Source organism: Catenibacterium sp. CAG:290 (genome assembly GCF_000437715.1).
Lineage (GTDB): Bacteria > Bacillota_I > Bacilli_A > Erysipelotrichales > Coprobacillaceae > Catenibacterium > Catenibacterium mitsuoka_A.
Genome location: NZ_FR898835.1, coordinates 5,086 through 11,535 on the forward strand (window position 1 = coordinate 5,086; position 6,450 = coordinate 11,535).

Consider the following 6,450-nt stretch of genomic DNA (forward strand, 5'->3'; position numbering starts at 1 on the left):
AGAGCACAGGGATATGATGGTGCAACATATGGCGCAAGAGCCGCTTATATTGGTGGAGCAGCAGGAACTGCTACAGTATCAGCAGGTAAAGCTTTTGGTATTCCAGTACTTGGCACAATGGCACATTCTTTTGTTCAGTCATTTGACACTGAATATGATGCATTTAAAGCCTATGCCGAAATCTATCCAGATTCATGTATTCTCTTAGTAGATACATATGATACATTAAAGAGCGGTATTCCAAATGCGATTAGAGTTGCAGAAGAAGTATTACAGCCAATGGGTAAGACATTAGCTGGTATTCGTATTGACTCAGGAGATATCGCATATCTTACTAAGAAAGCAAGAATGATGCTTGATGTTGCTGGGTTAACTGATACTAAAATATCTATTTCTAACTCGCTAGATGAATATTTAATCCGTTCTGTGCTTGAACAGGGTGCACGTATTGATTCATTTGGTGTAGGGGAAAACATGATTACATCTAAGTCTTCTCCAGTATTTGGTGGAGTCTATAAGATGGCGGCTATGGAAAAGGATGGTCAGATTGTTCCTAAAATCAAGATTTCAGAAAATAAAGAAAAGATTACTAATCCAGGCTATAAGAAGGTCTATCGTTTAATAGAGAATGAAACAAATAAAGCCATTGCGGATATTGTAATGTTTGCGGATGAAACAATTGATCCAGAAAAGAATCTCACTATCTACTCTCAGTATGATAAATGGAAGAATAAAACATTAATAGGTGGGTCTTATACATTCTTTGAATTACAGAAACCTGTCTTTGTAGATGGTGAATGTGTATATGAAGAAAAGACACTTGAAGAAATCAGAGAAAACGTTAAAAAACAGGGCACGTTATTATGGGATGAAATATTCCGTTTGGAATACCCACATGCTTATTATGTAGACCTTTCTGAAAGACTTATTGACTATAAATTAAAGATGCTTGAGGAAAAACGTGGATGAAAATTACAGTAGTAGGATTAGGCGTTATTGGCGGCAGTTTTGTTAAGGCACTTAAAGGGAAGGGTTATGAAGTCTATGGTATCGATACAAACCAGCAGACTCTAGATATGGCTAAAGAAGAGGGCTGTATTATTGATGGTTATCTAGATGGAAAGGATATTATTCCTGAAACAGACCTTACAATCATCTGCCTTTACCCAAGTCTTGTCTTAGACTTTATTAAAAACAATCAATTTAAACCAGGAAGTATCGTCACAGATGCTGTAGGAATTAAATCTTATTTCTTAAGAGAAGCACTTTCTATCATTCCAGACGATGTAGAATATATTTCTATTCATCCAATGGCGGGTAGAGAAAAGAAAGGCTATCAATATGCCTCTAAACAGGTATTTGAGAATGCAAACTTCATTATTGTCTATCATGATGATAATAAGAAATCTACTATAGATTTTGTTCAGAAATTCTCTAAGCAGTTAGGCTTTCGTTCAGTTAAGATCATGTCTCCTGAAGCACATGATGAAATTATCTCATTTACTTCTCAGTTACCTCACTGTCTGGCTGTATCACTTATGAATAGTGATGATCAGAAATATGAGACAGGAAAGTATATTGGCGACTCATTTAGAGACCTCACACGTATTGCGAATATTAATGAAGACTTATGGGATGAATTGTTTATGAATAATAAACAGTATTTGCTTGCTTCTATTGAACGATTTGAAGCGCAGTTAGATATTCTAAAAAATGCGATTCGTGATAATGATGATGAGACTTTAAAGGCTGCATTTAGAAAATCCACAAAAAGAAGAGAACATTTGTAAGAATGTTCTTTTTTTGTTGTGAAAGTTTAATATATAAAACAAAAAGTTTAAAAAAGAGGTTGAAAGATTACTATAAGCGTGTATAATATCATTGTTTGATTAAGTGAACAAAAAGTTAATTATATAAAACAGGGAGGATTAGATGGATCTCGGAAGGAAAATTAAACAGCTGCGTCTTGCAAACGACTTAACTCTTGAGGAACTTGCAAACCGCAGTGAATTATCAAAAGGTTTCCTCTCCCAGGTTGAAAGAAATCTAACATCACCATCTGTCGCAACACTTGATGATATTCTTGAAGCATTAGGTACTAATCTTCATGATTTCTTTGATCAGCAGGAGGATGAACAGCTTGTTTTTGGCAAGAAGGATTTTTTTGTGAATGAACAGGATGATTACATCATTCACTATATCGTACCAAATGCTCAGAAAAATGAGATGGAACCTATTCTTATTGAACTAGAAAATGGTAAACGTTCAATGAAGATGGAGCCTCATGGTGGAGAAGAGTTTGGTTATGTATTAGAAGGTAAAGTCGTTCTTCATTATGGGATGCGAGAAGAGATTGTTAAAAAGGGTGAAACATTTTATTTGAAGGGCACACGTGCACATTATTTAGAGAATCAGTGGGAAAGAAAGGCGAGAGTGATCTGGATTTCTACACCACCACTATTTTAATGAGGAGAGTTTTATGAAGAAAATTATTGAATTAGATAATCTGACTAAATCATTTGATGGTCAGGTCGTCCTAAAAGGAATTCACTTAGACATCTATGAAAATGAATTCGTTACACTTCTAGGTCCAAGTGGATGCGGAAAAACAACTACACTAAGAATTATGGCAGGGTTTGAAGAACCTGAATCAGGTACTGTATTATTTGATGGTATGAACATGGAAGGTGTACCACCATATAAGAGAGAATTAAATACAGTATTCCAAAAGTATGCTTTATTCCCACATATGGATGTTTATGATAATGTAGCATTTGGTTTGCATATTAAGAAAATGCCTGATGAAATCATTGATCATAAAGTAAGAAGAATGTTGGAACTTGTAGGTTTAAAGGGTTTTGAGGAAAGAAACATTTCTCAGTTATCTGGTGGTCAGCAGCAGCGTGTTGCGATTGCAAGAGCTCTTGTTAATGAACCAAAAGTACTTCTTCTTGATGAACCATTAGGTGCATTAGACTTAAAACTAAGAAAAACAATGCAGATTGAATTAAAGAAGATCCAGCAGCAGGTAGGCATTACTTTCGTTTATGTCACTCATGATCAGGAAGAAGCACTTACTATGTCTGATAAGATTGTCGTAATGAATGAAGGTTTAATTCAGCAGATTGGCTCACCAATTGATATTTATAATGAACCAGAAAATAGATTTGTAGCCAACTTCATTGGTGAATCTAATATTGTAGAAGGTCATTTTATTAAGGATTACCTTGTAGAATGGCATGGTCAGCAGTTTGAGTGTGTAGATAAAGGATTTGAAGAAGGTCAGGAAGTAGATATTGTATTACGTCCTGAAGACTTAGATATTGTAGAACCAGGTAGAGGTAAAATTGCAGGTGAAGTCGTATCTGTTATCTTTAAAGGGGTACACTATGAAATCATGGTACGTACAGAAAATCAGGACTATAAGATTCATACAACAGATTTAACAGAAGTAGGAAAGAAAGTAGATTTAGATTTCTGGCCTGAAGATATTCATGTCATGGAACCAATGGGTACTTATTAATGAAACAGTATAAAAAACTCATTACACCTTATGTCCTATTTCTATTCCTGTTAACTGTATTGCCGATGGTGTTGATTGTATTCTATGCTTTTACACAAAAGGCATCCGCAATCAAGACATTTGAATTTACATTCGCTAACTTTGCGAAATTCTTTGATCCAATCTTTGTCCAGGTATTGATTAAATCATTTGGACTTGGATTACTTACTACATTAATCTGTTTATTAATTGGTTATCCAGTCGCTTTTATGATATCTAAGTGTAAACAGCATACTCAGACTATTCTTATTATGTTGATTACTATTCCAACATGGATCAACCTTTTAATGCGTACTTATGCATGGGTTTCTATTTTATCTAGAAACGGTATTTTAAATAACATCCTAGGAATGCTAGGATTAGGATCATTTAGAATGTTATATACTGATGGAGCAGTTGCAATCGGGATGATTTATAACTTCCTCCCATTTATGATTCTACCAATCCATACATCTTTAACTAACATGGATCCTTCACTTGTAGAAGCAGCTTATGACCTAGGGGCAAATAAAATTACAGCCTTCTTTAAAATCACCTTTAAACTATCACTTGGAGGTGTATTAACTGGTATCACAATGGTATTCTTACCAGCTATCAGTGAATTCGTTATTCCAAAGATGTTAGGTGGAGGACAGTACTCTTTAATTGGTAACTTCATTGAAAACCAGTTCATTACTGTAGGTAACTGGCATTTCGGTAGTGCTGTATCACTCATCTTAGGTGTGATTGTCATTATTTCTATGGCACTCATCTATCGTGCTGAAAAGAAGACAAATAATGAAATTGAACAGGGAGGACTTACTAATGCGAAAAGAAAAAAAGCTCAGTAAAGTGATTATTATTTCACTATGTATGGTCTTCCTCTATTTCCCAATATTTATTATGGCAGTTTTCTCATTTAATAGCGCGAAGTCTTTATCACATTTTGGTGGCTTCTCAGGACGCTGGTATGTACAGTTATTTAATAACACTCAGCTATTAAATGCGATTTTTGTATCAGTTAGTATAGCAGTCATTGCGACAATCTGCTCAGTTGTTTTAGGAACAATCACAGCTATTGCATTATCTAAATCTAAGAAGACTGTCAGAACTCTTGTACAGCAGGTCAATAACTTGCCAATCATGAACCCTGAAATTGTTACAGCTATTTCTTTAATGTTGTTATTTAGCTTTGTGAACTTTGAAAAGGGTTATATGACAATGTTGCTTGCGCATATTGCATTCTGTACACCATATGTGATTACGAATGTTTATCCTAAAGTCAAACAGTTAGATGACAATCTAGCAGATGCGGCAATGGATTTAGGGGCAACACCATTCCAAACATTGACTAAGGTCATCATTCCTCAGATCAAGCCTGGTATCTTTGCAGGAGCACTTTTATCTTTTACTATGAGTTTTGATGATTTCATCATTTCGTACTTTGTATCTGGTAATGGTGTAGAAAATATTTCTATCGTTGTTTACAACATGTCTAAACGTGTTGATCCGAGTATATATGCATTATCTACAGTTATTCTTGTAGTTATTTTAATTGGGGTATTATTAGGCACTTTTGTACCATATATTTATTTGAAAAAGAGAGGGGTAAAAAATGAAAAAGCTATTTAAAGGTTTACTTTGCGTTGCAGTTATCTGTGGCCTAATGACTGGGTGTGGGTCTAAAAACTATAAACACACATTAAAGGTATTCAACTGGGGTGTATATGCTGATATGGACGTTATTAAGGCATTCCAGGATGAATATGATTGTAAGGTTATTTATGAAACTTTCGATTCTAATGAATCAATGTATACTAAATTATTGGGTGGTAACCAGTATGATGTATTAGTACCATCTGATTATATGATTGAACGTATGATCAAAGAAAATCTTTTACAGAAGATTGACTGGTCTAAGATTACAAATAAGAAATCATTAGATACTAAAGTATTAAATCAGAAGTTTGACCCAAACAACGAATACTGGGTACCATATTTCTGTGGTAACGTAGGTATCGTTTATGACAAAACACAGGTTACAAAAGAAGATTTAAAAGCAGGATGGGAAATCCTACGTAATACTAAGTATAAGGGTAACCTTTATATGTATGACTCTGAAAGAGACTCTATGATGGTTGCATTAAAAGCTTTAGGCTATTCTATGAACACTACTAACGAAAATGAAATTCAGGCTGCTTTCAACTGGTTAGTAGAACAGAGAAAGACTATGGATCCTACATATGCAACAGATGACTCTATCGATAACATGAAGAATGGTGAAAAAGCACTTTGTGTTATGTATTCAGGTGATGCGGCAGATGTCATGAAAGAAAACCCAGATATGGGCTTCTATATGCCAGAAGAAGGTACTAACTATTGGTTCGATGGATTTGTTATCTCTAAGGATTGTAAGAACACAGATATGGCTAATAAATTCATTAACTATATGATTTCTGATAAGAACGCATTCTTAAATACACAGGAAGTAGGTTATTTAACTACTAATACTGTAGCAGCTGCAAAAGCAAGAAAGAAAGAATTTAAGAACAACAACGCTTACAGCATGCGTGTTGGACCTAAAGATGAATGTTTCAACTATCAGGATACTAAGACTAAAGAAATGTTTAGTAACTACTGGACAAAAGTTAAAGCAAAATAACATATTTTATGGTGATTCTAGATCTAGAATCACCATTTTTCTTTTATTGTAAGCATTCTCCTAGGATTTCTGATAAAAAAGTGATTTTTTTTGATTTAAAAAAACCTTGTGTTTATCAAATTAAATGTAAACACTTAGAAAAAAAGTTCTAAAAACCCCTTGCATTATTTCAAAATACATAGTATAGTATACAAGCAATCTCGATTGCGACGGTTCCATAGCCAAGTTGGTAAGGCAGAAGACTGCA

Annotated in this window: 7 protein-coding genes; all 7 read left to right on the forward strand. The window is 34.4% G+C overall.

The window, feature by feature from the left end:
• A partial coding sequence (locus QVO42_RS07030; protein WP_288164042.1) for a nicotinate phosphoribosyltransferase occupies nt 1-969 on the forward strand: 969 nt, incomplete at its 5' end.
• A complete protein-coding gene (locus QVO42_RS07035) occupies nt 966-1,790 on the forward strand; it encodes a prephenate dehydrogenase (protein ID WP_022425430.1) in 825 nt (274 codons plus the stop codon). The genes QVO42_RS07030 and QVO42_RS07035, both read left to right, overlap by 4 nt.
• 142 nt (nt 1,791-1,932) lie before the next feature.
• The gene (locus QVO42_RS07040; protein ID WP_022425431.1) at nt 1,933-2,466 is read left to right on the forward strand and encodes a helix-turn-helix domain-containing protein; all 534 of its coding nucleotides are present in this window, start codon (nt 1,933-1,935) and stop codon (nt 2,464-2,466) included.
• Between the two features lie 13 nt (nt 2,467-2,479).
• Nucleotides 2,480-3,523 (forward strand): spermidine/putrescine ABC transporter ATP-binding protein, encoded by a 1,044-nt coding sequence (gene potA / locus QVO42_RS07045; protein ID WP_022425432.1) that lies wholly within the window; start codon nt 2,480-2,482, stop codon nt 3,521-3,523.
• Entirely contained in the window at nt 3,523-4,392 is an 870-nt protein-coding gene (locus QVO42_RS07050) for an ABC transporter permease (RefSeq protein WP_022425433.1), read from the forward strand. The genes potA and QVO42_RS07050 overlap by 1 nt, the downstream gene beginning before the upstream one ends.
• Complete coding sequence (locus tag QVO42_RS07055) at nt 4,367-5,173, forward strand: ABC transporter permease (RefSeq protein WP_022425434.1); 807 nt, start codon at nt 4,367-4,369, stop codon at nt 5,171-5,173. The genes QVO42_RS07050 and QVO42_RS07055 overlap by 26 nt, the downstream gene beginning before the upstream one ends.
• Nucleotides 5,157-6,203, forward strand: coding sequence for an ABC transporter substrate-binding protein (locus tag QVO42_RS07060; protein ID WP_022425435.1), 1,047 nt, complete (start codon nt 5,157-5,159; stop codon nt 6,201-6,203). Before QVO42_RS07055 ends, QVO42_RS07060 begins: the two co-directional genes overlap by 17 nt.
• The last annotated feature ends 247 nt before the right edge of the window (nt 6,204-6,450 follow it).

What these genes read in the sequence shown, in the direction of transcription:
- QVO42_RS07035 (WP_022425430.1), top strand. Translation starts at nt 966, where the DNA reads ATGAAAATTACAGTAGTAGGATTAGGCGTTATTGGCGGCAGTTTTGTT.
- QVO42_RS07040 (WP_022425431.1), top strand. Translation starts at nt 1,933, where the DNA reads ATGGATCTCGGAAGGAAAATTAAACAGCTGCGTCTTGCAAACGACTTA.
- potA (WP_022425432.1), top strand. Translation starts at nt 2,480, where the DNA reads ATGAAGAAAATTATTGAATTAGATAATCTGACTAAATCATTTGATGGT.
- QVO42_RS07050 (WP_022425433.1), top strand. Translation starts at nt 3,523, where the DNA reads ATGAAACAGTATAAAAAACTCATTACACCTTATGTCCTATTTCTATTC.
- QVO42_RS07055 (WP_022425434.1), top strand. Translation starts at nt 4,367, where the DNA reads ATGCGAAAAGAAAAAAAGCTCAGTAAAGTGATTATTATTTCACTATGT.
- QVO42_RS07060 (WP_022425435.1), top strand. Translation starts at nt 5,157, where the DNA reads ATGAAAAAGCTATTTAAAGGTTTACTTTGCGTTGCAGTTATCTGTGGC.